General features: G+C 71.8%; 24 protein-coding genes. 23 read left to right on the top strand and 1 reads right to left on the bottom strand.

Translation table 11 applies throughout. The features are described from left to right. Positions 1–7: 7 nt before the first annotated feature. From F1D97_RS13575 to F1D97_RS13485, 19 genes are all read left to right on the top strand, one after another. Entirely contained in the window at positions 8–1,213 is a 1,206-nt protein-coding gene (locus F1D97_RS13575) for an HNH endonuclease (protein WP_236121051.1), read from the top strand. Next, positions 1,210–2,007 carry a DUF7341 domain-containing protein gene (locus F1D97_RS13570; RefSeq protein WP_236121050.1) on the top strand — a complete coding sequence of 266 codons (798 nt, stop codon included), beginning with the start codon at positions 1,210–1,212 and terminating at the stop codon, positions 2,005–2,007. Before F1D97_RS13575 ends, F1D97_RS13570 begins: the two co-directional genes overlap by 4 nt. A gap of 151 nt (positions 2,008–2,158) precedes the next feature. Then, positions 2,159–3,337: an RtcB family protein gene (locus tag F1D97_RS13565; protein ID WP_236121049.1), complete on the top strand. Its 1,179-nt coding sequence runs from the start codon at positions 2,159–2,161 to the stop codon at positions 3,335–3,337. A 770-nt stretch (positions 3,338–4,107) separates the two neighbouring features. Continuing rightward, positions 4,108–4,602 carry a phage terminase small subunit P27 family gene (locus F1D97_RS13560; protein ID WP_236121048.1) on the top strand — a complete coding sequence of 165 codons (495 nt, stop codon included), beginning with the start codon at positions 4,108–4,110 and terminating at the stop codon, positions 4,600–4,602. Next, positions 4,568–6,298, top strand: coding sequence for a terminase large subunit (locus F1D97_RS13555; RefSeq protein ID WP_236121047.1), 1,731 nt, complete (start codon positions 4,568–4,570; stop codon positions 6,296–6,298). Before F1D97_RS13560 ends, F1D97_RS13555 begins: the two co-directional genes overlap by 35 nt. A 10-nt stretch (positions 6,299–6,308) precedes the next feature. Next, positions 6,309–7,688: a phage portal protein gene (locus F1D97_RS13550; RefSeq protein ID WP_236121046.1), complete on the top strand. Its 1,380-nt coding sequence runs from the start codon at positions 6,309–6,311 to the stop codon at positions 7,686–7,688. Beyond that, a complete protein-coding gene (locus F1D97_RS13545) occupies positions 7,657–8,643 on the top strand; it encodes a hypothetical protein (RefSeq protein ID WP_236121045.1) in 987 nt (328 codons plus the stop codon). Before F1D97_RS13550 ends, F1D97_RS13545 begins: the two co-directional genes overlap by 32 nt. A 69-nt stretch (positions 8,644–8,712) precedes the next feature. Next, positions 8,713–9,336: a hypothetical protein gene (locus F1D97_RS13540; protein ID WP_236121044.1), complete on the top strand. Its 624-nt coding sequence runs from the start codon at positions 8,713–8,715 to the stop codon at positions 9,334–9,336. Between the two features lie 26 nt (positions 9,337–9,362). After that, a complete protein-coding gene (locus F1D97_RS13535; protein ID WP_236121043.1) occupies positions 9,363–9,749 on the top strand; it encodes a head decoration protein in 387 nt (128 codons plus the stop codon). A 16-nt stretch (positions 9,750–9,765) separates the two neighbouring features. Then, the gene (locus F1D97_RS13530) at positions 9,766–10,785 is read left to right on the top strand and encodes a major capsid protein (protein WP_236121042.1); all 1,020 of its coding nucleotides are present in this window, start codon (positions 9,766–9,768) and stop codon (positions 10,783–10,785) included. A gap of 74 nt (positions 10,786–10,859) precedes the next feature. Next, on the top strand, positions 10,860–11,246 hold the full coding sequence (locus F1D97_RS13525) for a hypothetical protein (protein WP_236121041.1): 387 nt from the start codon (positions 10,860–10,862) through the stop codon (positions 11,244–11,246). A gap of 15 nt (positions 11,247–11,261) precedes the next feature. Next, positions 11,262–11,681: a Gp19/Gp15/Gp42 family protein gene (locus F1D97_RS13520; RefSeq protein WP_236121040.1), complete on the top strand. Its 420-nt coding sequence runs from the start codon at positions 11,262–11,264 to the stop codon at positions 11,679–11,681. After that, the gene (locus tag F1D97_RS13515) at positions 11,678–12,088 is read left to right on the top strand and encodes a DUF6093 family protein (protein WP_236121038.1); all 411 of its coding nucleotides are present in this window, start codon (positions 11,678–11,680) and stop codon (positions 12,086–12,088) included. Before F1D97_RS13520 ends, F1D97_RS13515 begins: the two co-directional genes overlap by 4 nt. Positions 12,089–12,291: 203 nt before the next feature. After that, on the top strand, positions 12,292–12,678 hold the full coding sequence (locus F1D97_RS13510; RefSeq protein ID WP_236123607.1) for a hypothetical protein: 387 nt from the start codon (positions 12,292–12,294) through the stop codon (positions 12,676–12,678). Continuing rightward, positions 12,675–13,070, top strand: a complete 396-nt coding sequence (locus tag F1D97_RS13505) for a hypothetical protein (protein ID WP_236121036.1) — start codon at positions 12,675–12,677, stop codon at positions 13,068–13,070. The genes F1D97_RS13510 and F1D97_RS13505 overlap by 4 nt, the downstream gene beginning before the upstream one ends. A gap of 56 nt (positions 13,071–13,126) precedes the next feature. Continuing rightward, positions 13,127–13,360, top strand: coding sequence for a hypothetical protein (locus F1D97_RS13500; RefSeq protein WP_236121034.1), 234 nt, complete (start codon positions 13,127–13,129; stop codon positions 13,358–13,360). 2 nt (positions 13,361–13,362) lie between these two features. After that, the gene (locus F1D97_RS13495) at positions 13,363–13,878 is read left to right on the top strand and encodes a phage tail tube protein (RefSeq protein ID WP_236121032.1); all 516 of its coding nucleotides are present in this window, start codon (positions 13,363–13,365) and stop codon (positions 13,876–13,878) included. A gap of 86 nt (positions 13,879–13,964) precedes the next feature. Beyond that, entirely contained in the window at positions 13,965–14,486 is a 522-nt protein-coding gene (locus tag F1D97_RS13490) for a hypothetical protein (protein ID WP_236121030.1), read from the top strand. 98 nt (positions 14,487–14,584) lie between these two features. Then, the gene (locus tag F1D97_RS13485; protein WP_236121028.1) at positions 14,585–14,863 is read left to right on the top strand and encodes a hypothetical protein; all 279 of its coding nucleotides are present in this window, start codon (positions 14,585–14,587) and stop codon (positions 14,861–14,863) included. Here the strand turns inward: F1D97_RS13485 and F1D97_RS13480 are convergent. Further along, complete coding sequence (locus F1D97_RS13480) at positions 14,860–15,243, bottom strand: hypothetical protein (protein ID WP_236121027.1); 384 nt, start codon at positions 15,241–15,243, stop codon at positions 14,860–14,862. The genes F1D97_RS13485 and F1D97_RS13480 overlap by 4 nt on opposite strands. 44 nt (positions 15,244–15,287) lie before the next feature. Here F1D97_RS13480 and F1D97_RS13475 point away from each other — a divergent pair, with 44 nt between their 5' ends. Genes F1D97_RS13475 through F1D97_RS13460 form a run of 4 tightly spaced genes read left to right on the top strand, consistent with a single transcriptional unit; the run spans position 15,288 to position 22,547 of the window. Further along, positions 15,288–19,028 (top strand): phage tail tape measure protein, encoded by a 3,741-nt coding sequence (locus tag F1D97_RS13475; RefSeq protein WP_236121025.1) that lies wholly within the window; start codon positions 15,288–15,290, stop codon positions 19,026–19,028. Next, positions 19,025–19,825, top strand: coding sequence for a hypothetical protein (locus F1D97_RS13470; RefSeq protein ID WP_236121024.1), 801 nt, complete (start codon positions 19,025–19,027; stop codon positions 19,823–19,825). The genes F1D97_RS13475 and F1D97_RS13470 overlap by 4 nt, the downstream gene beginning before the upstream one ends. Next, positions 19,822–22,017: a hypothetical protein gene (locus F1D97_RS13465; RefSeq protein ID WP_236121023.1), complete on the top strand. Its 2,196-nt coding sequence runs from the start codon at positions 19,822–19,824 to the stop codon at positions 22,015–22,017. The genes F1D97_RS13470 and F1D97_RS13465 overlap by 4 nt, the downstream gene beginning before the upstream one ends. After that, positions 22,017–22,547: a hypothetical protein gene (locus tag F1D97_RS13460; protein WP_236121022.1), complete on the top strand. Its 531-nt coding sequence runs from the start codon at positions 22,017–22,019 to the stop codon at positions 22,545–22,547. The genes F1D97_RS13465 and F1D97_RS13460 overlap by 1 nt, the downstream gene beginning before the upstream one ends. The last annotated feature ends 37 nt before the right edge of the window (positions 22,548–22,584 follow it).

Raw genomic sequence — 22,584 nt, 5'->3', positions numbered from 1 at the left:
ACTCCTGGTGCCCTTCTTCCAGGTCGACGACCACCTGCACGCGAACCGCAAGGTCCGCGCGTTGACGGGTCGCATGCTCGCGGGTGACGACCGCGGCCTTGCCGCGCTGGGCGTGTGGACGCTCGCCGGCTCGACATCGCAGGACGTCGGGACCGACGGTCTGGTGTCGCTGCAGTCGCTGATGTCGCTGATCTTCGACCGGTCCGCTGCGCTCGAGCTCGCCCACCTGCTGGTGGACGCTGGGCTCTGGCACGCACCGGGTCACGACTGCGATCGCTGCGAACCGGTGCCGGCTGTGGACCCCGTCTCGGGCATCGAGCAGCCGTGCTGGCGGTACCACGACTGGTGGGCCATGAAGTACGACCGCGCGGCGGTCGTGCGGGAGACCCGCGCGAAGCGTGGCGAGCTCCAGAACCCCGACGTCGTGAACGCGGTGTGGCTGCGCGACTGCGTGGACCCGCTCGACCCGAAGCTCAAGAACCAGGCCGACTGCCGCTACTGCGGCCGCCGCGTGAAGCGGTACGACCGCTCGAGCAAGGACGAGAACGCGAAGCCGACGCTGGACCACGTCGACCCGACGAAGGCCCGCGGTGTGCGAAACCTCGTCGTTGCGTGCGGCGGCTGCAACCGCACCAAGGGCCGCCGCACGCCCAGCGACGCCGACATGACGCTCAGGGCCGCACCCAGGGCCCTGACGCCCGCCCAGGAGGCCGCCGCGGCCGCTGAGAGCTTGCCGAGCACGCCGCTCGCCGCAGAGCCCTCGCCCGCGCCGTCCGCGTCGCACACGGGCCGCCAGGAGCAGCCCGCGGGTGGCCGGGAGCACAGCTCGAAGCACAGCTCCGAGCACAGCTCGAAGCAACCCCCGATCGTCTCCTCGGGCGTGCGTGCGGGTACGCCCGCGGGTACGCGTCCGGGTCAGGGTCAGGGACAGGGTGAGGGTCCGGGAGAAGGTCCGGCGTCAGGGTCGCCCGCTCCGCCCCGCTCGGGCCGTCGCCGTCGTCGTGGCCGTGGTGGGCGTCAGGACCGGCCCCGCCCCGCGCAGACCCTCGACGCCGGGCCTGCACCCGAGCCGCCCCCTGCGCCTGGCCGCTACGGATCTCCGTGGCACGGCTACCGCGGCCCCCGCGACCCGATGGGCGACGAGACGCACTGCCCGACCCACAACCTTCCCGAGCCCTGCCGCAAGTGCCAGACCGGAAGCGACGCCCGATGACCACCACCCGACCCCAGGACCGCACCGACGAGCGCGCCGCGTCGAGCCGCGTCGTCGAGCGCATCACCGACCGTCTGCGCGAGCTGATCGAGCCGCGCACGACGTCGGTCCCGTCGTGGGTCCGCGCGCACGCCGGGCCGTGCCCGGTGCCGCCGCCCGCCCCGTCGACGTCCTACGCCGCCGCGATGCGCCGGCTCACCCCCGAGCACCGTGGGATCCCGACGTGCGTCGAGTGCGGGTACGCGCTGCGGGCCGGCGACGGTCAGCGGCTCGTGCCCCGCTCGCACGTCGTCGAACACCCGCCGCTGCTCGAGCAGCTGCACGACGCGATCGTGGGGTCCACGGCCGGCGCTGCGTCGTCGAGCGGACCGGAGTCCCGCCCGACCGCGAACCTCGAGGCGCTCGACGCGTGGACGACGATCGACCAGGGCATGCGCTTCTGGGTGGGCGCGATCACGAACCGCCAGCCGGCGGCCGACGTCGAGCACCTCACCGTCGACCTGATCCGCAGGCTGCCGACGGTCGACCGCGACGACCTGCGATGCATCGACCACGACGTCCTCCGGTTCTGGGCGCGGGCCCGGGTCGTCACGACCTGGGACACCGCACCGCTCAAGCCGCACGTCCCGTGCATGAACTGCGACGTCCGCGGCAAGCTCCAGGTCCGGCTCGAGCCGCTGCTCGCCGTGTGCCTGGGCTGCGGCGCGGCGTGGGACTCGACGACGATCGGCGTGCTCGGCGAGCACATCCGCATCATGCTCGGCGACCCGATCAGCGAGGCCGTCCTCCCGTGACCGAGCCCGCACGCACCGGCCACGGCCGCACCCCCTGGCACTGCGCCTGCCGCCAGACGCACCACGCGATCCCCTCGCTCGCCGCGGACTGCGAGGACCGCTCGGAAATTCCTACGCCCAGCACATCGACCCGCTGAGAGGATCCTCCACCATGACCAGGCAGCACCTGTCCAGGACGCTCATCTCCTGGGCGTCGATCATCGAGCCCAACACCGCCGACCAGGCGATTCGCACGGCGAGCATGCCGTTCATCTACCCGCACCTCGCCCTCATGCCGGACGCGCACCTCGGCAAGGGTGCCACCGTCGGATCGGTCATCCCGACGCGCGGCGCGATCATCCCGGCGGCGGTGGGGGTCGACATCGGCTGCGGCATGATCGCGGTCCGGACGCAGTGGACGGAGGACGAGGTGCGGGCCCGCGGTGCGCTCGCACCTCTACGGGAGTCGATCGAGGCCCGCGTCCCGCTGTCCGCAGGCGTGTACAACACGGCGCTCACCGAGTCCGCGGCGTCTCGGGGGCAGGAGCTCGAGGCCGAGGCTGGACGAGCAGGGTTCGACCCCGCGACGTACGCGAGCAACTGGAAGCTGCAGCTGGGCACGCTCGGGTCCGGCAACCACTTCATCGAGGTGTCAGTCGACGAGACCGGTGCGGTCTGGCTGTTCCTGCACTCCGGATCCCGTGGCGTGGGCAACAAGATCGCTCAGCACCACATCAAGGTGGCGGCCGACCTGTGCCGTCGCTGGTGGATCTCGCTGCCGGACCCGGACCTGGCGTACCTCGTCGAGGGGACGGACGAGTTCTGGACCTACATCCGCGAGCTGAGGTGGGCGCAGCGGTTCGCGCTGCTGAACCGCGAGGAGATGATGGACCGCGTCATCGCAGCGATCGCCGAGCACATGGGCGAGGACGTCGACGAGCTCGACCGCATCAACTGCCACCACAACTTCACCGAGCAGGAGCATCACTTCGGGAAGAAGGTGTGGGTCTCGCGCAAGGGCGCGATCCAGGCAGACGAGGGCCGGCCGGGGCTGATCCCGGGGTCGATGGGCACGGCCTCGTACGTCGTGGTCGGCAAGGGCGATCGGCTCTCGCTGAACTCCTCGCCTCACGGCGCCGGACGCGAGTACTCACGCTCGGCCGCGCGTCGGACCTTCACGCACGAGCAGCTCCGTGAGGCGATGGCCGGCATCGAGTACCGCGACACGGACGCGTTCATCGACGAGATCCCGGCGGCCTACAAGGACATCGACCGCGTGATGGCCGACGCGGGCGACCTCGTCGAGATCCGCCACACGCTCCGGCAGATCGTGAACGTCAAGGGCGACTGACGGCAGCGACGCGCCGCCGCGCCTTGCCTGTTGGCGGAGGCGGCGCGTCGCTGCTAGCCTGCGCCTCAGTGGGTTCGTCATGCCCACGTGAGAGGCCCGGACCGCTGGTTCGGGCCTTCGTGCTTCCCGGGGGCACGCACGGCCCCGGGGTGCAGGCCGTGCGCGGCCGGGTCAAGCCCGGGGCCGCGCTGCTGGGGTCGGCGGGCGACGCGTCATCACCTGGGTGGGGCTCCGAGCGTCGTGGTCGAACCGTCGAGCGGCCCGACGGTGCCGGCCCCCCTTCGTGAGGAGGTCCGCTCCATGCCGACCGCCCCTCGACACAGGTGCACGGGCTCGTCGACGTGCCCGGCGATGCTCCCCGCGGGCGTCAGGTACTGCCCGGCGCACGCGGTTGCGTACGAGCAGCGCCGAGGGACGCGGCAGCAGCGCGGGTACGGCAGTGAGCACGACCGCCGCCGCGCCGCGATCGTGGATCGGATCCGGTCGGGCACGTTGGTCTTCTGCGTGACGTGCGGCGTCCAGCTCGCGGAGTCGGCGTTCGACCTCGGTCACGACGAGGACCGCCGTCGATACCTCGGACCGCAGTGCCTGCCTTGCAACCGCGGCGCGGGCGGCAGGCGCGGCGCGGCGGCCGCGAATCGGGCATGACCCCCAGGGGGGTACCCCCGAGGGGGCAGACCGCGGGACCGCCGGGGAGGCAAACTCCCCGCCCCGCGAAATGAACGGTTTCTGCGGGCTGACCTGCGGCAATGCGTGAGGAGGTGGGCTCCGTGGCGACGGTCGGACGCAAGCCGAAGCCCTCGCTCGCGGTCGTGCGCGAGGGGAACCCCGGTCACCGGCCTGTCCGTGACGCGGTGAAGCTGCCCCCGTCCGCACTGATCGAGCCGAAGTGGAGCGAGGTGTTCCCCGGCCCTCGGCGGTCCGAGCGGCGCGCACGAGCGGTCGCGGCCACGCACTGGCGCCGGCTCGCTCCGACGCTGTCCCGCTCGGTCGGCCTCACCGGTGAGCAGCAGGACTCGCTCGTCGAGCTCTGCATCACGCTCGCGCGGATCGACCAGGGCGAGCGCGCGCTGTCGATGCAGGGCGTCGTGACCGAGTCCGAGCGGGGAAGCGTCAAGAACCCGTGGACGACGGTCCTCAACCAGTACCGCTCGCACTTCCGGTCGCTGGCAGCCGAGCTCGGCCTCACGCCGTCGTCTCTGGCCCGCGTGGGTGGACGAGGGGGCGCCGGTGACGACGACGAGGACGACCCCTTCGACTCCTAGGCTGCCCGTCCCGCGCGACGCTCTGCTCGAGCTCGGGCTGACGGACGAGCAGATCGACGACGCTCTGGCGCACGCGCCGCTCGTGATGGCGTGCCAGGCAGACCAGCACCCGGGCGCCTGGTTCGAGGTCCGGCGGGTGCAGAAGGCCCTGCGCGCGCTCGCGGCGTTCAAGCACACGAAGGGCCGCTGGGCCGGCGTGCGGCTGCGGCTGGGCGAGGGCCTGGACCCGTGGCAGGTCGTCTGGGTGATCGCCCCGGTGTTCGGCTGGGTCTACCACGACGCCGAGATCGACGCGGTCGTGCGGGTGATCCGGTCGGTCTGGATCGAGGTCCCGCGCAAGAACGGGAAGTCGACGCTCTCGTCGGGGATCTCGAACGTACTGCTCCTCGCGGATGGCGAGGCGGGCGCGGAGGTCTACAACGCGGCCGGCTCGACGACGCAGGCGGCGCGTGTGTTCGACGACGCGAAGCGGATGCTCGCGACTTCGCCGGCGGCACGCAAGCGCGTGGAGCCCCTCAAGGAGGTCGTGCGTGTCCCGCGCACGGGCTCGATCTTGCGGGTGCTGTCGCGCGTCGCGGAGACGGCGCACGGCCTGAACGTCTCGGGTGCGGTGGTCGACGAGGTGCACACGCTGCGCCTGCGCCGCGCGCTCGTCGAGGCGATCGAGACAGGCACGGGTGCGCGTGACCAGCCTCTCGTCGTGTTCATCACCACGGCCGACGAGGCCGAGGACGGCACGATCTACGACGAGAAGCACACGTACACCCGGAACGCCGCGAACGGCATCGTCAAGGACCCCGGGCACTACGGCGTCATCTGGGCAGCGGAGGACGGCGACGACCCGTTCGCGGACGCGACGCTCGCGAGGGCGAACCCGGGAGCGGGGAAGTCCCCGACGTGGGCGTACCTGCACCGCGAAGCGGAGAAGGCGCGCACGACGCCGTCCTACTTCCCGACGTACTGCCGGCTGACGCTGAACCTGCGGCGCCGCGAGCAGGCGCGCTGGATCGACCTGGACCGCTGGGACCTGCTCGACGGCGCGATCGACCGCACCGGCCTGCGCGGTCGGCGGGCGTGGGGCGGGCTCGACCTCTCGGCGGTCTCGGACTTCACGGCGTGGACCGTGCTCGTCGAGGCGAACCGACCGGGCGCCGAACTCGACCTTCTCGCGAGGTTCTGGGTGCCGGGCGACCGCGTCGAGGACCTGCAGCGCAAGCTGATGGTCCCGCTGGACCGCTGGATCGACCAGGGCTTCGTGACGGCGACCGAGGGCGACGTCATCGACTACACCGCGGTCAAGGCCGCGGTGATCGGCGACTGCCGGCACTTCGACGTGCAGCGCGTCTCGTACGACCGGATGTTCGCGGGCCAGCTCGTGCAGGAGCTTGACGAGGAGCTGGGCGGCGTCGAGCTCGCGCCGGTGGCGCAGACCTTCATGGGCCTGTCGCCGGCGTCGAAGGAGCTCGAGCGGCTGATCGGCGCGCGGGCGCTGCGACACGGCGGGAACCCGGTACTGCGGTGGATGGCGTCGGTCGTCGAGGTGAAGAACGACGGGCTGGACAACATCCGGCCGGTGAAGCCCGACAGGAAGAAGTCCTCTACCCGCATCGACGGGATCCAGGCGACGGTGACCGCACTCGACGGGTACCTGCGCCGGGTACGGGAGTCCGACAGCTCGATGTACATGTTCCGGTGAGGGGGTGCCCGTGGCCGAGCTCCTGCAGACGGTGAAGCTCGACGACGACGAGCAGGCCCTGATGACCCGGCTCGCGAAGCGGCTCACGGCTCGCGCGAAGCACGACGCGCGCATGGGCAAGTACTACGAGGGGTCGCAGCGGCTCGACCAGATCGGCATCGCGGTGCCGCCCGAGCTGCGGCGGTTCGAGACCGTCGTGAACTGGCCGCGCGTCGTCGTCGACGAGGTCGTGAACCGTCTCGAGGTCCGTGGGTTCGTCGAGGCGGGGCAGGAGGGCTCGTCCGAGGAGCTGCGCGAGCAGTGGGAGGCGAACAACCTCGAGTCGGGCGCCCCGATGCTGCACCAGGAGACCGCACAGTACGGGCGCGGGTTCGTCACGGTCGGCACGAACGAGGACGACCCCGACCACCCGCTGATCACCGTCGAGCCGACCCGCCAGATGGCGGGGCTCGTCGACGCGCGGACCCGGCGCGCGCTGGGCTACCTGCGGGCCTACAAGGACGAGGACGGCCGCCAGCGGCGGACGCTCTACCTCCCGGACGCCACGGTCTGGCTCGAGGCCACGAGGAACGGCTGGACGGTCGAGGACCGCGACGACCACCAGCTCGGGCGGCCCCCCGTCGTGATGTTCCTCAACCGTCGCCGCCCCGGCGACTGGTGGGGGACCTCGGAGATGGCCGACGCGATCCCGCTCACGGACGCCGCAGCGCGGTCGCTGACGAACCTCCAGATCGCGCAGGAGGCGCACGCGGTGCCGGGGCGGTACATCTTCGGCGTCGACCCGAAGAAGATGGTCGACCCGACGACCGGCGAGCCGCTCCCGACGTGGGAGGCCTACTACACGGCTCTCATGGTCTACGCGGAGAAGGACGCGAAGGCCGGAACGTTCGCGGCCGCCGAGCTGTCGAACCTCACCGGGACGATCGAGCACTACGGCAAGCTCGTGGCGTCAGTCTCGGGGCTTCCGCTGCGGTACTTCGTCGCGTCGGCCGCGAACCCCGCTGCAGAGGGCGCGATCCGCGCGGACGAGTCGCGCCTGATCAAGAACGCCGAGCGCAAGGCCCTGGACTGGGGCGACGGCTGGGGCTGGGTACAGGGCCTCTCGACCCGCATCCGCACGGGTGAGTGGCCCGAGGCGAACAGGATCCGCACGATCTGGTTCGACCCCGCGACCCCGACGTACGCCGAGCGTGCCGACGCGATCTCGAAGATGACCGGCGGTGTGCCGGTCCTGTCGCGCGAGGGCGCGTGGGACGAGATGGGCTGGTCCGACGCCCGGAAGGCGCGCGAGCGGGAGTACTTCCGTGCGCAGGAGCAGGACCCGACGCTGAGCCTGCTCGACGCGAAGGACAACGCTGGTGCCTCTGCAGACGCTGCCGGCGGTCGCTGAGGTCTACGCCGCCGAGCAGCGCGTGGTCATCACGCGCACGGTCGCGCGGACGCTCGGCCTCTGGCGCCGGATGCGGGACGACTTCGATGTCTCGTACGCGGCGATCGAGCCCGACCTCCTCGCGGCGGTCACGGCGGCTCAGCAGTCGCTCGCGACCGGCGCCCAGGAGTACGTGCCGGCGGTCCTGGCGGACCTGGGCTCGAGCTCGGCGGCGCGACCCGTCGCGACGGCCGACCCGCGGCCGCTCGTCGGGCGCGCCGGCGACGGGCGTCCGCTCGAGTCGCTGCTGTACGGAGCAGTCACGCACGCGAAGCAGCTCGTCGCGTCGTCGGGGCCGGCACTCGCGTGGCCGGAGGCGCTGCGGCAGGCAGGGCAGTGGCTCTCGATGGCGACGATGACCGTCCTGTCGGACACGGGCCGGCAGTCGGAGTCGCTCGCGATGGGCGTGCGACCGCAGATCACCGGGTACGTGCGAATGCTCAACCCGCCGTCCTGCTCGCGCTGCGCGATCCTGGCGGGTCGCGTGTACCGCTCGGGCACACCGTTCCTCCGCCACCCGCGGTGCGACTGTCGACACATCCCCGCGTCGGAGGCGGTGGCCGACGACCTGACGGTGAACGCCACCGAGTACTTCGACTCGCTGTCCCGAGCGGAGCAGGACGAGGTGTTCACGGCGGCCGGCGCGGAGGCGATCCGCAACGGTGCAGACATCGGTCAGGTCGTGAACGCTCGCCGCGGGATGCGCGCGGCGCAGATCGGCGGCCGCAGGGTCCAGATCACGACCGAGGGGACGACGCGGCGGGGGACCGCCCGTCGCTACCTCGACCCGTCGGGGCAGCAGCGCAGCCGCGGCCGGGTCCGTCCGCGCCTGATGCCTGAGACGATCCGCGCCGTCGCGACGAGCCCAGAGGACTACCTGCGGCTGCTGCGCGCGAACGGCTACCTGCGCGGCTGACACCGCCACACAGACTCCCGACCGCGCGATGCGGGCCGGGCCCTCCCGAGCGATTCGGAGACAGTCACCATGCACCGAAGCACCGCCCGCGCCGCGACGGCGTGGCCGATCACCCACACCCACGGCACGCCCGGCCGCTTCGCGCGCCTGCGGTTCATCACGGGCCCGCAGAGCAACGAGAGCGGGACTCCCGGTGCGGCGAACCCGAACGGCGACGACGGCGGCAACGCCGGCGGCGATAAGAGCAAGAGCGCCGCGGGCGACGAGCCCCTCGGCGAGGGCGGCAAGAAGGCGCTGGTCGCCGAGCGTGAGGCTCGGGCCGCCGCCGAGGCCGAGCTCGCGAAGCTCCGCAAGGAGATCGAGGACTCGAAGCTGTCCGCCGAGGAGAAGGCCGCGGCCGATCTGGCCGCCGCGCAGCGCGACGCTGCCGCGGCTCAGCTGAGGGCGCTGCGGTACGAGGTCGCGGCCGACAAGGGCCTGGACCTCAAGCTCGCGGGGCGCCTGACGGGGTCGACGCGCGCGGAGCTCGAGGCCGACGCCGACGAGCTCAAGTCGCTGATCCCGGCGGCGGCGCCGACCGGTCCGAAGCCGGACCGGTCGCAGGGCGGTGGCAACGGTGACGCCGACAAGGGGGCGTCGGTCTCGGCGGGGCGTCAGCTCTGGCTCGAGAAGCACCCCAGCAAGAAGTCCTGACCACGACTCCCTGAGGAGGGATCACCATGCCTCGTCTCACGACCGAGACGTTCGGCGGCGGCGACCTGTCCTGGCTCGGCTCGACGCACGGCATCAACGACGCGCGCACCGAGATCCTCGACATCTCGACCTTCACCGCCGGCACGCACTACCCGAACGGGTACATCCCGGCGGGCCTGCCCGTCGCGAAGGTCGGGGGCGTCCTCGTCCCCTACGACGCGACGGAGGGGACGACGACCGGCGCGGGCATCCTCGCCGGCTTCGTCCTCACCGACCAGAAGGTCGTGGGCACGGCGGACTTCGCGGTCCCGCTGATCGACCACGGCCGCATCCGCACGGCGAAGCTGCCCATCGCGTTCACCGCCCCCGCGGCGGCCGCGAAGCGCGCCGCCACCACGTTCGTCTTCATCTGAGAGGGGGAGTCGGAACATGGGACTCTGGACCGACCTCATCGACCCGGCGACCCTCACGGGGTACGTGCGGGAGTCGCTCGCCGACATCGAGGCGCGCCGCGGCAGCCTCGCGCGCTACCTGCCCAACCGCACCGTCCCGGACGTCCAGGTCCGGTTCGTCGCCGGCCAGGCGGGGCTCGTCGTCGAGGCGGAGTTCCGCGCGTACGACGCGGAGCCGACCGTCGGCAAGAAGCCGTCGGGCAAGCGCACCATCCTCGAACTGCCCCCGATCGGGCAGATCATCCCGGTGTCGGAGTACGACCAGCTGCGCACGCGCGGCGCGTCGGACGAGACGATCCTCAACGAGATCCTCGGTACCGGCCGGCGGGTCGCGCAGGCCATCGCGGACCGCATGGAGCGCCTTCGCGGCGTCGTCCTGCGGACCGGCGTCGCGACGATCCCCGAGATCGGCGCGGCGGACTCGTTCGGCCGCTCGGGCAGCCACACCGTGACGGCGTCGGCGCTGTGGTCGTCCGCGACCAGCGTCTCCCGCCTCACGGACCTGCAGACGTGGTGCGACACCTACGAGGCCACGAACGGCGTCGCGCCGGGCGTCATCCTGATGCCGCGCCGCGTGCTGCGCGTGATGGCCCAGGGCGACGAGTTCAAGACGTCGCTCGTGGGTGGCGGCTCGCGCCCGGCCACCGCCGCGGACGTGAACGCGATCGTCGAGGGTGCCGGCCTCCCGCCGATCGAGGTCTACACGCGGCGCACCGCGTCGGGCCTGGTCCTGCCGGACAACGAGCTCCTGCTCCTGCCGGCTCCGGTCGACCCGGACGAATGGGAGGGCACCCAGCTCGGTGCCTCGTTCTGGGGGCAGACCCTCAGTTCGACGGCCGAGGACTGGGGCATCGAGCTCGCCGACCAGCCGGGCATCGTCACGGGCGTCTACCGCCACGAGACGCCGCCCATGATCGCCGAGGTCCACGGCGACGCGATCGGCATGCCGGTCCTCGCCAACGCGGACCTGTCGTTCAAGGCGACCGTCCTGTCCTGACCTGCTGACGAGACGGGGGCGGTCACCTCGCGCGACCGCCCCCGTGCCCGTCCCACCGCGAAGGAGGCCCGGACATGGCCGGGAAGAAGATCCGTGACGACCTCGAGGGCGTCACGTTCGTGTACGTCAACGACCTGCCGGTCGCGCTCCGCGCCGGCGACGACGTCCCCAAGGGCGCGAAGGTGGGCGACCATCTGCTCGCGGACGGGAAGACGTCGAAGGCGAGCGGCGAGCAGAAGCCCGCCGAGCCCACGACCCCCACCGACCCGCCCGCCGACGACACGCCGGCCGGGCCGGAGCCCGAGGCGCAGGACGCCGGCACCGCCAGCACGCCGCCCGACGGCCGCTCGAGCCGCGACGCGTGGTTGGCGTGGGCGAAGGAGCAGGGCGTCGACGTCGCCGACGACGCGCCGAAGGACGACATCCGCGCCGCGGTCGCCGCCGCGACGCAGCAGCAGTAAGGAGGTGGGGCGGCCGTGACGCTCGCTCGTGTCGAAGACGTGCAGACGCGCCTCGGCCGCCCCATCGCCGACGACGAAGCACCTCAGGTCGACGCGCTGCTCCGCGACGTCGAGGCGATGATCCGCAACCGCATCCGCGACCTCGATGACCGCGCGCTCGACCCGGTCTTCCTCGAGCTCGCCGTCATGGTCGAGGCGAACGCCGTCGTCCGCGTCCTGCGCAACCCCGAGGGCCTGCGCACCTGGACCGTGGCCGTCGACGACGGGTCCGTCACGAAGACCCGCGACCAGGCGACCTCCGCCGGCGGCCTGTACGTCACCGACGACGAGTGGGCCCTCCTGGACCCGCCCGACGTCCCCACCGCGTTCTCCTCGCCGATCCGGTACGAGCCGGGCTGGCACGGCGCGCCACTCACTCGCTGGGGTCGACCGTGAGCCTCGGCGACGAGATCGCCACCGCCCTCCCGCTCCTGCGCGAGCAGGCGCGCTCGCGGATGCACGACGCGTGCATCGTGCGTCGGGTCGTCGACACCGACGTCGACGACGACGGGAACGTCACGCCGGTGTACTCCGATCCCGTGTACGACGGCGTGTGCCGCGTGCAGACGACCGAGCCGCAGGAGCGCGCGCCGGAGATCGGCGCGGCCGGGACGGTGACGGTCCAGCGCTACGCCGTGCACATCCCGTCCGGGTCGTACAGGCCGGTGATCGGCGACGTCGTCACGATCTCGACGGCCGTCGACGACCCGAACCTCGTCGACCGCGACTTCCGCGTCGTCGGGCTGCTCCACAAGTCGCAGGCGACCGCCTACCGCCTCGCCGTCGAGGAGCTCCCGGCCTAGACGACGTCGCGGGCCGACGCGTCGCCGGTGTTCGTCGGGCAGTCGGGGTTGCCACACCTCCGCTCGATGTGAACGGGCGCGGTGACGTCCGTGATCGACCTCTCGCCTTGCACGCGAACCTCGCGCACGTCCGAGCTTCCACACACCTTGCAGGGCTCCGTTGCCATGCACCGCATCGTCGCAGTGAACCGGGGGTGAGCACCATGCCCGACGGCATCTTCGTCGACACCACCGAGCTGCGCGTGCTCGCGGTCGACCTCACGAAGGCGGCCGCCGCCACCACGGACCTCGTGCGCCCCGTCGTGCAGCGCGGCGCACTGAACATCAAGCGGGACCTGCAGGCGGACGCCGCGGCCTCCGCGCACTTCAAGGGCATGACGTCGTCGATCTCGTACGACACCGAGGTCACGCGCCGAGGCGTCGAGGCGGAGATCGGACCGGACAAGAAGCGCCGAGGCGGCGCGCTCGGCAACATCGCCTACTTCGGCACGTCGCGCGGCGGCGGCACCCTCGATCTGGACGGCCCGCTCGCGGCCGAGGAGCCCCGCCTGGTGGCGTCGCTCGCAAAGGCGCTGGGGAAGCTCCTGTGACGCTCCGTGAGGCGCTCCTCGCGCCCCTCCCGGTCGGCACCTACGAGGGGGAGGCCCCGGCCTCGGCACCGCTGCCGTGGACCGTTGCCGTCCTCGACATCCCGACGCCGAGCGATCGCGCGCTCGCGGGCTCTGTCATGGCGCACCGTGCGCGGATGCGCGTGACCGTGGCGGCCGCGAACGCCCACGCCTGCATGGTGCTCGCCGAGAAGGTCCGCGCGCTCGAGGGCACGCGCGTCGACGCGGAGGGCTGGACGTGCAGCCCGCTGCGTCACGTCAACTCACGTCCGGTCGAGCGGGACCCGCAGGTCACGTTCCCGGCGACCAACACGGCCGCCTTCTACGCGGTCCTCGAGTTCGAGCTCACCGCGTCCGCGCGACCGGCTCTCTGACCCGCCGCCGGCACCCGCCGGCGACCAGGCCCCCCACCCCGCCCGAGGAGGCTCCCGTGACGGTGTTCGTCCGCGTCAAGGACCGCGACACGAAGCACGAGTTCGACGTGCCCGAGGGCGACCCGCGCATCGGACGTGCCTTCGACCGCGTCAAGAGCGACCGGTACCCGCCGACGTCGCGCCCCCGGCCGCCCAAGCACCACATCAAGCTCGCGGGCCGTCCGGCCTCGCGTGAGTCGGCGCCCTCGTCCGAGGCGCCGGTGGAGGCCAGCACCCCGAAGGAGTCCTGAACATGGCCGAGATCCCCAGCACCCCGTCCGACGGCAACGTCGCGACCTGGCTCGTCCCCGCGATCGCGGACCCGTCCGCGCCCACGGTCGCCGAGCTCACCGCGGCCGGCGTCGTCGACGTCTCCTGCTACCTGACGCCGGACGGCTTCGCGCTGACGGTGGACCAGGCGACGATCACCGACGAGCGTCTCTGCTCGACGGAGACGTTCGGTAAGCCGGGTCGCAAGACGTACGGCCTGAACCTCACGGGCATCGACAACACCAACTCCGACGACGAGGACGACGCGAACGAGCTGGTCGACACCCTCGTCGAAGGGGCGGCGCAGTACCTCGTCCGTCGTCGCGGCATCGCGTTCGACACGACGGCTGCGGCCACCCAGAAGGTGACCGTCATCCCGTTCCAGCCGGGCGTCAAGCAGGACGTCCCGCCCGAGGCGAACAGCGTCATCCGCTCCACGTGGGCCTGCTTCGTCACGGGCCCCGTGCACGTCGAGGTCCCGGTCGTCGCCGGCGCCTGACGTACCACCCCGGCGCCCGCTACACGGTGGGGCGGGCGCCGGGGTCTCCACCGTCACCACCGTGACCACCGGAAGGACCCACCACCGTGAGCCTCACCATCAACCGCGCCGAGACGACCGTCGAGGTCTGCACCGACCTCGCGCTGAAGGCGCAGCACGAGCAGCTCGAGCGCGCGCTCCTCGAGGCGCGCCGCGACCAGAGGACGATGGCCTCGCAGGCCGTGCGCGACCTCGCCGAGAAGGTGCGCGAGGTCGAGCACGAGATGGCCGCCCAGACCGTCGTCTTCACGCTCCGCGCGCTGCCGCACAAGCGGTGGGCGGAGTTCGAGGAGGCGCACCCACCGAGCGAGGGCAACGACGAGGACAAGAGCCTCGGCGTGAACACGTCGACGTTCTTCGACGCGGTCCTGCCCGTCAGCATCGTCGGCCTCGCGCGCAAGTCCGACGGCGAGCCGATCCCGTTCGACGCGCCGAACGACTGGCCGGCGCTCGCCGACGAGATCTCGAACGCGCAGTACAACGAGTTCGCACTGACGGTCCTGCGGCTGAACCGCGGGGTGACCGGTGCCCCTTTCTCGCAGGCCGCATCGCTCGCGACCCAGTCCTGAGGGCGGAGCTCGAGCGCGCCGAGGCGCTCGGGATCTCCTACAAGCGGTTCAAGGGCTGGGAGCCCCGCACGGTCTACGAGTACGACGAGGACGGCCGCATGGTCGCATCAACGCTCGAGCCCGAGTGGGACGACGTCGAGCAGCAGTGGATGCTCGCACTCGCGGCGTGGCGCGAGCAGCACCTGTGCCCGCTGTGCGGCATGGAGAAGTCGATCTGCCAGGACCCGGCGACGGAGTTCAAGGTGTCCGTTCCGCCGCCGATCCGGTGCCACGTGACGACGGCGATCCGCCGCGAGCAGTCCGCCCGCCACCAGCAGTACGGCACAGCGGGCACCCACGACGACGCGCTCCTGTGGGGTGCGAGCGTGGCGGACTAGTCGAGCAGCGACGCGGATCCGTGCCACTTCTCATCGGACGCGCGGTACTCGATGGTGCAGGTCCACGAGGACCGGATGAGCGCCCCGAACGAGTTCTGAGCGTCGACCTTGCCTGACACCGTGTAGGGACCCGCTCCGTACCCGGAGGCAGTGGCTCCCGAGAACTCGGCAGACGAGGGTGCCTTGAGCTTCTCGCGGACCCAGTCCTCACAGACGGCGGTCGCCTCCCGGGAGGTCGGCTCCCAGGAGCCCTGTCCGCTCGACGACGCGATCGCAGTGCACGCAGCCGGGACGCCGATCACGAGAACGGCCAGCCACAGGCAGCCCCAGCCGCCCTTCTTCGGCGTCTCGTCGCGCGGCGTCACCGGCTCATCGGTCATGCCCGCATCCTCCCGCAAGCCCGCTGACCGGAAGGGGTGAACTTGTGGCTGACCGCTCCGTAAAGCTCGTCATCGACGCGAACATCACCGGCCTGCAGAGCAAGCTGCGGACCGCGGCCGGGGCGGCGACGGAGTTCGGCTCGAAGCTCTCGAAGGGCATCGAGAAGAACGCCGCGCACATCGACTCGCTGTCGAACAAGGTGGCACTCCTGGGAGCCAGCCTGACCGGTGTGGCCGTGCTCGCGGTGAAGCGGTTCGCCGACTTCGACCAGGCGATCTCGGCCGTCGAGTCAACATCGGCCGAGGCTGCCGGGTCGATCGACCAGCTTCGCGCGGCCGCGCTCGACGCCGGCGCACGCACGGTCTACTCCGCCACCGAGGCGGCTGCGGCGATCGAGGAGCTCTCGAAAGCCGGCCTCTCGGCCGCGGACATCCTGGGTGGCGGTCTTGACGGAGCGCTCAGCCTGGCGTCGGCCGGAACGCTCGACCTCGCCGACGCCGCCGGCTACACCTCGGTCGCGCTGCAGCAGTTCAAGCTCGGAGGCAACCAGGCCTCGCACGTCGCCGACCTGCTCGCGGCCGGCGCGGGCAAGGCGATGGGCGACGTCTCCGACCTCGGCCAGGCGCTCAAGCAGGGCGGCCTCGTCGCCGCGCAGACTGGCCTGTCGATCGAGGAGACGACCGGCGCGCTCGCGGTGTTCGCCCAGGCGGGTCTGCTGGGGTCGGACGCTGGCACGTCGCTCAAGACGATGCTGCAGCGCCTGACGCCGCAGTCAGCCGAGGCGCAGGCGACGTTCGACCGCCTCGGCGTCTCGGCGTACGACGCGCAAGGGAACTTCGTCGGCCTCGCCGACTTCGCGGGCCAGCTGCAGACCAAGATGCGCGACCTCACGCCCGAGGCACGCAACGCTGCCCTGAGTGTGATGTTCGGCTCGGACGCCGTGCGCGCCGCCTCGGTGCTCTACTCCGAGGGCGCCGCGGGCGTTCAGGGGTGGATCGACGCCGTCGACGACCAGGGCTACGCAGCCGAGGTCGCAGCGACGAAGCTCGACAACCTCAAGGGCGACCTCGAAGGGCTGTCCGGCGCCTTCGAGACCGCGCTCATCAAGATGGGCGAGGGCGCGAACGGCCCGCTCCGCGGGCTCGTGCAGGGCGCGACGGACGTCGTGAACGCGTTCTCCGACCTGCCCTCCGGTGTGCAGTCCGCGACGACCGCGATCATCGGCGGCGGCGGACTCGTTGCGCTCGGCGTCGCGGGGCTCGGCAAGCTCGTCGTGGGCGTCAGTGATGTCAAGGCCTCACTCAAGGCGCTCAACGTCAGCGCGAAGACGGCGAGCATCGCCGTCGCCGGCGTTGGTGCCGCCCTCGGCATCGCGACCGTCGCCGTCACCGCCTGGGCGTCAGCCCAGGCGGACGCGAAGGCGCGCACCGAGGAGTACGCCGCGACCCTCGACGAGTTCGGGAACCGCACCGACGCGACGATCAGCAAGATCAACGACGCACTGTCCGCCGACCGGCGCGACTGGCTCGACCGCATGTTCGGGCAGGACGCCACCAGCCTCATCGACGACGCCGAGAAGTACGGCCTCGCGGTCGAGGACCTGCGGGGGTACATCCTCGGCAACGCGGACGCCGTCGACAAGGTCACGAGCGCACTCGACCAGTACCGCAACTCGTTCTCCGAGATCAAGCAGCGCGAGGCCACCGAGGAAGCGAACCTCTTCAAGGGTGCCCTCAACGCACAGGCCGACTCGCTCACCGACGCGGAGAAGAAGGCCGCGCAGAAGGCCGAAGCGGACCGTCAGGCCGGGATCGCCTCCGAGGAGGCTGCGGCGAAGACCGTCGAGTCGACGTCCGCGCTCGATGACTACGCCGCCGCGCTCGAGGACGGCACCGGCAGTGCGGAGTCGTACACCGACGCGCTGAAGGAGGTCATCGACGCCCAGCGTGAAGCGGCCGGGATCGCACTGTCGCTGCGCGACGCCCAGCGGAACTACGAGGCGGCAATCGACGACGCCGCGGCGGCGCTCAAGGAGAACGGCGCGACCCTCGACATCACAACCGAGAAGGGCCGCGCGAACCAGGAGGCGCTCGACGAGATCGCAAGGTCGGGCATGGATGTCGCCGAGTCCATGCGCGAGTCGGGCGCCACCCAGGGTGACCTGCAGGCGGAGATCGAGCGCACGCGCCAGGCCTACATCGACTTCGCCGAGAGCGCTGGCATGGGCAGCGAGGAGGCGAAGGCGCTCGCGGACGCGGTTGGCCTGATCCCGCAGGAGTGGACGATCCAGGCGCACATGGAGACGGCGGGTGCCCGGGACGAGATCGACCGCTTCATCGAATTGAACAACGGCCGCCGGATCAGCGTCTACGTCGACGCGCGCGTCGGCGAGGCGTTCCGGGTCCCGGGCACGACGGTTCGCGGCTTCGCGGGTGGCGGCGCGATCTCAGGCCCGGGCAGCGGAACGTCCGACTCGATGCTGATCGCCGCGTCGAACGGTGAGCACATGTGGACCGCAGACGAGGTCGCGAAGGCCGGCGGTCACGAGGCGATGTACCGGATGCGGGCGGCCGTCCGCGCAGGCCTGGCGCGGTTCGCGGCTGGCGGCGCGGTTGGCGCGGCCGCGAACGAGCGCGACGCCGCACGCCGTGCGTATGACGCGGCGATGGCCCGTGCGCGCCGCTCGAGGAGGCAGTCCGACGAGGATGCCGCTGAGAAGGCACGCGACCGCTACGAGGCCGCGCAGGACAAGCTCGAGCGCCTCCGCCAGATGCGCTCTGAGACGATCCTCGCGTCCCGCCGGGGCACGCTCGTGTCCGGCGCGACGTCGTCCCTCTCGGGCGCGTACGGGCTCGTCGACCAGCTGCGGGGCATGGCGCAGAGCGGCGACTTCTCCAAGGGGCAGCGCGACTTCCTCGCGAAGCAGGCCGCGGGCGCGGAGTCGGCGTTCAAGCGGCTGTACGGGCAGGCCGACAAGCTCGAGGGCAAGCTCGCCGACGCACGGGACCGGGTGTCCGAGCTGTCGTCGATCAAGGCGTCCGCGTCGTCCTCGCTGCGGGGCGGGTTCTCACTGTCGAGCGTCTTCGGGCAGAAGGACGCCTGGGGCTACGACAAGCCCGTCACGAAGTCGTCGATCCTGGCCGGCGCTCGCGGGTACGCGAACAAGCTCAAGGCGTTCGGGAAGAAGCTCGACGCGGTGCAGAAGAAGCTCGGGCCCACGTCCGGCGTGATCCTGCAGGAGCTGGTGAGCCTGGGCGTCGAGGACGGCACGGTCGCGGCCGACGCGATCCTGTCGATGAACGCCAGCGAGTCGCGCCAGCTGCGGCAGTCGTTCAAGGACATCCAGCGCTTCTCCGACCGTGCGGGCGAGATCGTGACCCGCGGGTTCTACGACGGTGGTCTGTCCGCTGCGGAGGGCGTGCTCGAGGGACTGGAGAAGAAGCGGGACGCGATCGCGAAGGAGATCGAGCGGATCGCGAAGCTGAACGCGAACGCGATCCGCCGCGCGCTGGGCCTGGACGCCGGCGGTGGCTCGTCGCGGTCGTCGGCGGTGCGCTCGTCGACGCCGAAGGCGATGCCGTCGACCGCGGGCGCGTCGTCGAGCGCGTCCGCGTCGGCGACGGTCGTGAAGCTGCCGGAGTGGCAGCTGAAGAAGATCGGCGAGTACCAGGCGGCGGCGCTGCTCGCGAACCCGCCCAAGGCGATCCTCGCGCTCACCCAGCGCGAGCAGGCGCGTCTCCACCAGGCCGGCAAGACGGCCGCGGACAAGTTGGGGGCGAAGTGAAGTCGGGTCTGTGGCTGGGGCCGTACGCCGCGATGGTCGAGCTGGATGGGGTGCAGGCGGGCGTCGCGACGACGACCGAGCGTCCGACGTCGTCGCGCATGGCGCTGTCGGGCGCCCAGTTCATCCGGCAGGCACCGCGTGCCGCGCGGCAGTGGGAGCTCTCCCTCGCGCCGTGGGGGGCACCGGACTCGACGATCGCGCTGCTGCACATGGCAGCGCAGGGCCGGATCGACGGTGACGTATGGTTCCTCGACGAGTCGCTCGCGCGCGAGAACATGTTGCCGCCGGAGTTCACGGCGCCTCGCTCGGCGAGCTCGTGGCAGGGGTCGATGGACGCCACGACGGGCCTGCCGGCGATGCCGAACGTGCCTGCGGGGCAGGTCGTCCAGGTGCCGGTCCGCGCGGGGGTGCAGTACCGGCTCTCGGGCGTGACGACGTCGGCGTCCGGGACCGTGCTGGGCACCACGAAGCTCGGCACGGCGGCGGCGGTGAACGTCGTCGCACCCTCCGGGTCTGGCTCGCGGTGGTGGTCGGTGGTCCTCACGCCGGCGTCGTCGGTCGTGCTCGCGGTGACGATCACGGCGAGCACGGTGCGCAACCTGCGCCTGGTGCAGGCCGTCTCGGGTTCGACGTTCGCGGACGCCGCGACGACGTGGCAGCCGGGGCAGGGCATGCCGTGTCGTGTGCAGGTCCTGGACCCGCAGCGGACGCTGCAGCTGCTCCTCGAGTCGGGGCACGGTCGCTCGGACCGGTCGGTCGTGCTTCGTGAGGTCGGCGTGTCCGGGGTGGTTGCATGACGACGCCGCGCCCGGTCTCGATCCCGCAGCACGCTGTCACGGTCGACGTCGGCGCCGGCGCAGAGGCCGCGGTCGCGCTGTCGTGGTCGGTCGACCGTGACCTGACGGGCAGCGGTCTGCCCGGGCAGGTGCGCGCTGTGACCGGCGCATCGGTCGGGTCGGGGGAGATCTCGCTCGAGGACACGGCGGTGCGCACACCGTGGCGGGCGTCCCGGTTCCTGCCCGGGGGAACGGTGGCGATCGACGCCGACGGTGACACGGGGACGGCCTTCCAGTTCTCGCCGAAGCCGGTCGCGCGCATGGTCGTGACGGACGTCGCCACGCCGACCGCGCTGTCGGCCGAGCGGTCGCTGACGATCACGGACGACGTGCGGGCGATGCGCGGCGAGCTCACGATCCCGCCGACGCTTCTGATCGGGACGTCGGGCGGCATCAACGCGACGTCAGTCGACGCCGCGTGGCTGATCTACCTCGCGGCGAAGGCGGGCGGCCGGCACGCCGTGCCGCCACCCGTTGCCTCGGCGATCCTCGCGGCTCCGCTGTGCGGGAACTTCGACGCGGAGGTCGGGACCGCGGTCCCGAGTGTCAACCCCAACCTCTTCTGGGAGACGGACCCGCGGGGTCGGATCTTCGCCTACCAGGCTCCCGGCGACTACCTCCTGACCGAGCCTTGGGCCGTGGGCGAGACGGTCTACGTGACGTTCACGAGCAAGGCTGCGGGCAGCGGTCTCATCCAGCTGCATCCTGACGACGCAGGAACGACCTACGTCATGGTCGCTCCCGCGTCGTCGTTCGAGTGCAAGGTGGTCGTCGGGGGCGTCGAGACCTTGGGGTCGGGTGCCTGGAGTCTGCCGTTCGACAAGCCGGACTACCCCGAGCGCTTCCAGTTCAAGATCGAACGGCTGTCCGCGACGCAGACCCGCTTCTCCGGACGCGACCGCCCGGGTGTCGCGTTCGCCGGGACGGTGACGCTCACGCACCCGAGTCTCCCCGCGCCGATCACACGTCTCGACTGGTTCATGAACGTCGCGGGCGTGCAGATCGCGCGCGCCGATGACGCCGCGCTGTGGACGCCTCCGACGGCGACGATCGCGGCGTCGGGGTCGACTCTCGACGCGGTCGTGGGGGTCGGCTCGCGCGGCGCCTGGGACCTCGCCCAGGAGGTCGCCGCGGCGACGATGGGCGCGGTCTGGATCGATGAGCTCGGCAACCTGGTCTACCGCCCGCGGGACGTGATGCGCGGCGCGGGGGTGTCGCAGGGCATGATCACGGCGGACGGGGTGACGGACCTGCCGTGGTCGCTGTCGATGGACGACGTCGCGGACCGCGTCGAGGTGTCGTACCGGCCCGCGAACCTGACGCTCGCCGAGGACTACTCCGTGACGATCTGGGAGGCCGACGAGCCGATCAAGGTCGGGCCGGGCCGGACGGTCCAGAAGGTCGTCGACCTCGACAACGCGGTCGCGTCGCTGCTCGCGCCGTTCTTCCCGATCTGGTCCGACAACTTGGGCCTGGCCCCGGCGGGCACGTACTCGCGGTGGGCCGCGGCGACGTCTGCGAACGGCGGGGGGACGCGCCCGAACGACTCCGCGCTGCGGGTCACGGCCGTGCAGACGTCCGCGTCGAGGGTCGTCCTGACGATCCGGAACACCACCTCCTCGACGCTCTGGACGGTCGACTCGAGCGGGTCGCCCACGCTGATCCTGCGCGGCAACGCGCTCGCCCGGCCCGGCGAGCCGGTCACGATCGCCGCCGGCGCCGAGGCGACCGCCGCCCGCAACCCGCTGACCGTGGACTTGGGCCCCTGGGTGCAGGACGCCGACTTCGCCGCCGAGGCGCTGTCCTGGCTGCAGGCCATGACCTCCGCCCCGATGGCCGTGCTCGAGCAGGTCGAGGCAACACAGGTCGACATGGGAATCCGCCTCGGCGACGTCCGCAAGCTCGTCGACCCGACCTTCACCGGCATAGGAGCGAAGGTCCTCGTCGCCGGCACGTCGCTGTCCGCCGAAGCGGGGGACCTGTCGCAGAGGCTGCGCCTCGTCGTCCTCGCCCCGATGTTCAACGACCTCGACCGCGCGCTCGTCGCCCTCGGCGTCACGACGTTCGACCAGTTCGACACGTTCCTCGGGTCCAAGGGCCTGACGACGTTCGACGACCTGGACACCTGGCTCCTCACGATCGGAGGCCTCTGATGCCTGCCCCCACAGGGACATCCCTGCTCGTCCCCGGCACGCCGGCAGGCGGCGCGGGCAACGGCTTCAAGAAGTGGTTCGAGGACCTCTGGTCCCAGCTCACGACCCTCGGCAGCCGGGGCACCTTCGTGCCCTACACGGCGACCGTGGCGGTCGGGGGCGGCGGGTCGCTCGGCACCGGGGCTGTGGTGGACACGCAGTACGCGGTCCTCGGCGACGACACCGTCGTCGTGGACTTCGACATCACGCTCGGCACGTCGCCGAACATCGCGGGGGACGTCACGATCACCCTCCCGGCCGGGTTCACCCCGGCCCACGGGTACGTCACGGGGCACGGCATCGCGCGACCCGTCTACAACGGCACCGCGCACCCGATCACCCCGGCGCTGCTGTCGACGACACCGACCAACCCGGTGTCGCTGCGGTTCCACACCGGCACCCCCGCCGCGCTGACCGCGTTCACGACCACGACCCCCGGCACGTGGGCAGCGAACGGCCGCATGGTCGGCACGCTCGCCTTCCGCGTCTGAACGCTCCTCATCCTGCGCCCTCGCGCCACCCGGCCCG

The organism is Cellulomonas palmilytica (assembly GCF_021590045.1).
Classification (GTDB): Bacteria; Actinomycetota; Actinomycetes; order Actinomycetales; family Cellulomonadaceae; genus Cellulomonas; species Cellulomonas palmilytica.
This window is presented reverse-complemented; position numbering and strand designations above follow the sequence as displayed.

What these genes read in the sequence shown, in the direction of transcription:
- F1D97_RS13570 (WP_236121050.1), top strand. Translation starts at nt 1,210, where the DNA reads ATGACCACCACCCGACCCCAGGACCGCACCGACGAGCGCGCCGCGTCG.
- F1D97_RS13565 (WP_236121049.1), top strand. Translation starts at nt 2,159, where the DNA reads ATGACCAGGCAGCACCTGTCCAGGACGCTCATCTCCTGGGCGTCGATC.
- F1D97_RS13540 (WP_236121044.1), top strand. Translation starts at nt 8,713, where the DNA reads ATGCACCGAAGCACCGCCCGCGCCGCGACGGCGTGGCCGATCACCCAC.
- F1D97_RS13535 (WP_236121043.1), top strand. Translation starts at nt 9,363, where the DNA reads ATGCCTCGTCTCACGACCGAGACGTTCGGCGGCGGCGACCTGTCCTGG.
- F1D97_RS13530 (WP_236121042.1), top strand. Translation starts at nt 9,766, where the DNA reads ATGGGACTCTGGACCGACCTCATCGACCCGGCGACCCTCACGGGGTAC.
- F1D97_RS13525 (WP_236121041.1), top strand. Translation starts at nt 10,860, where the DNA reads ATGGCCGGGAAGAAGATCCGTGACGACCTCGAGGGCGTCACGTTCGTG.
- F1D97_RS13510 (WP_236123607.1), top strand. Translation starts at nt 12,292, where the DNA reads ATGCCCGACGGCATCTTCGTCGACACCACCGAGCTGCGCGTGCTCGCG.
- F1D97_RS13495 (WP_236121032.1), top strand. Translation starts at nt 13,363, where the DNA reads ATGGCCGAGATCCCCAGCACCCCGTCCGACGGCAACGTCGCGACCTGG.
- F1D97_RS13485 (WP_236121028.1), top strand. Translation starts at nt 14,585, where the DNA reads ATGGTCGCATCAACGCTCGAGCCCGAGTGGGACGACGTCGAGCAGCAG.
- F1D97_RS13480 (WP_236121027.1), bottom strand. Translation starts at nt 15,243, where the DNA reads ATGACCGATGAGCCGGTGACGCCGCGCGACGAGACGCCGAAGAAGGGC.
- F1D97_RS13465 (WP_236121023.1), top strand. Translation starts at nt 19,822, where the DNA reads ATGACGACGCCGCGCCCGGTCTCGATCCCGCAGCACGCTGTCACGGTC.
- F1D97_RS13460 (WP_236121022.1), top strand. Translation starts at nt 22,017, where the DNA reads ATGCCTGCCCCCACAGGGACATCCCTGCTCGTCCCCGGCACGCCGGCA.